Genomic DNA, 1,387 nt, shown 5'->3' on the forward strand with positions numbered 1-1,387 from the left:
TTCTGGTCCGGGCCTGGCCCAGCGGGGCCAGCGTCTCAATCAGCGTGAAGATGTACCTGGTGCGGTTTTACAGGGACTGTTCGAGGTCGGGGACCAGAGTGAAGAGGTCGCCGACGAGGCCGAAGTCGGCCACTTCGAAGATGGGGGCCTCGGCGTCCTTGTTGATGGCGACGATGGTGCCCGCGTCCTTGATGCAGGTGAGGTGCTGGATGGCGCCGCTGATGCCGATGGCCACGTAGAGTTCCGGGGCGATGATCTTGCCGGTCTGGCCGACCTGCAGTTCGTTGGGCACGTAGCCGGCGTCCACCGCGGCGCGCGAGGCGCCCACGGCCGCGCCCATCTTGTCGGCCAGCGAATAGATGATCGAGAACGCATCGGCCGAACCGAGCGCGCGACCGCCGCTGACCACCTTGCTGGCGCCCTGCAGGTCGGGGCGGTCGGACTTGCCCTGCTGCAGCGAAACGAAGCGCGTGTGCGAGGGCAGGGTGGCGTCCACCGACGCCGCTTCCACCGCCGCGCTGCCGCCGCCCGCCGCCGCCGGCCACGAAGCCGTGCGCACGGTGCCAACGAGGGCCATCGACGACGGTGCTTCCACCGTGATGATGGCGTTGCCGGCGTAGATGGGCCGCTTGAACACGTGGCTCGATTCCACCGTCATGATGTCCGACACCTGGGCCACGCCCAGCAGGGCCGCCACGCAGGGCATCAGGTCCTTGCCGAAGGTGGTGGACGGGCCGAACACGTGCGAATAGCCGGCGGCCAGCTTGGCCACCTGCGGCGCCAGCACCTGCGCGATCGGATGGGCGTTGGCAGCGTTGGTGACGGTGATGACCTTGGCCACGCCGGCGATCTGCGCGGCTTCGGCGGCGACGGCGTCCGGTGCGTCGGACAGCACGGCCACGTGGATTTCCGCGCCGGCGATGGCCTGCGCGCAGCTCACGCAGCGGGCGGTGGAGGAGTTCAGCTTGCCGCCGAGATGCTCGGCGATGATCAGTACCTTGCTCATGTCATCGGCTCCTTACGCCAGGCCCTTGGCCTTGAGCGCCGAGACCAGCTCGGCAACGTCCTTCACCATCACGCCCTTGCTGCGCTTGGCAGGCGGGGCGAAGTGGGTGGTCTTGAGATGGTCACCGCTGTCCACGCCCAGGTCGGCGAGCTGCAGGGTTTCCATCGGCTTGGACTTGGCCTTCATGATGTCGGGCAGCTTGATGAAGCGCGGCTCGTTCAGGCGCAGGTCGGTGGTGATGACGGCGGGCAGGTCGACTTCCAGCGTTTCCAGGCCGGCGTCGACTTCACGGGTGACCGTGGCCTTGCCGTCGGCGATCTCCAGCTTGCTGGCGAAGGTCGCCTGCGGGCGCCCCCACAGCGTGGCCAGCATCTGGCCGGT

General features: G+C 68.2%; 1 protein-coding gene and 1 pseudogene. Both read right to left on the reverse strand.

All coding sequences use genetic code 11. The features are described 5' to 3' along the window. Positions 1-67 precede the first annotated feature (67 nt). A complete protein-coding gene (locus K0M70_RS05875; RefSeq protein ID WP_290780537.1) occupies positions 68-1,006 on the reverse strand; it encodes an FAD-binding protein in 939 nt (312 codons plus the stop codon). A 12-nt stretch (positions 1,007-1,018) separates the two neighbouring features. Then, positions 1,019-1,387, reverse strand: a pseudogene (locus K0M70_RS05880) (EtfB protein); the annotation flags it as partial.

Source organism: Arenimonas sp. (assembly GCF_019459675.1).
Taxonomy (GTDB): domain Bacteria; phylum Pseudomonadota; class Gammaproteobacteria; order Xanthomonadales; family Xanthomonadaceae; genus Arenimonas.

Bases quoted from the DNA above. Each gene is read 5' to 3' on its own strand.
- K0M70_RS05875 (WP_290780537.1), bottom strand. From the start codon at position 1,006: ATGAGCAAGGTACTGATCATCGCCGAGCATCTCGGCGGCAAGCTGAAC.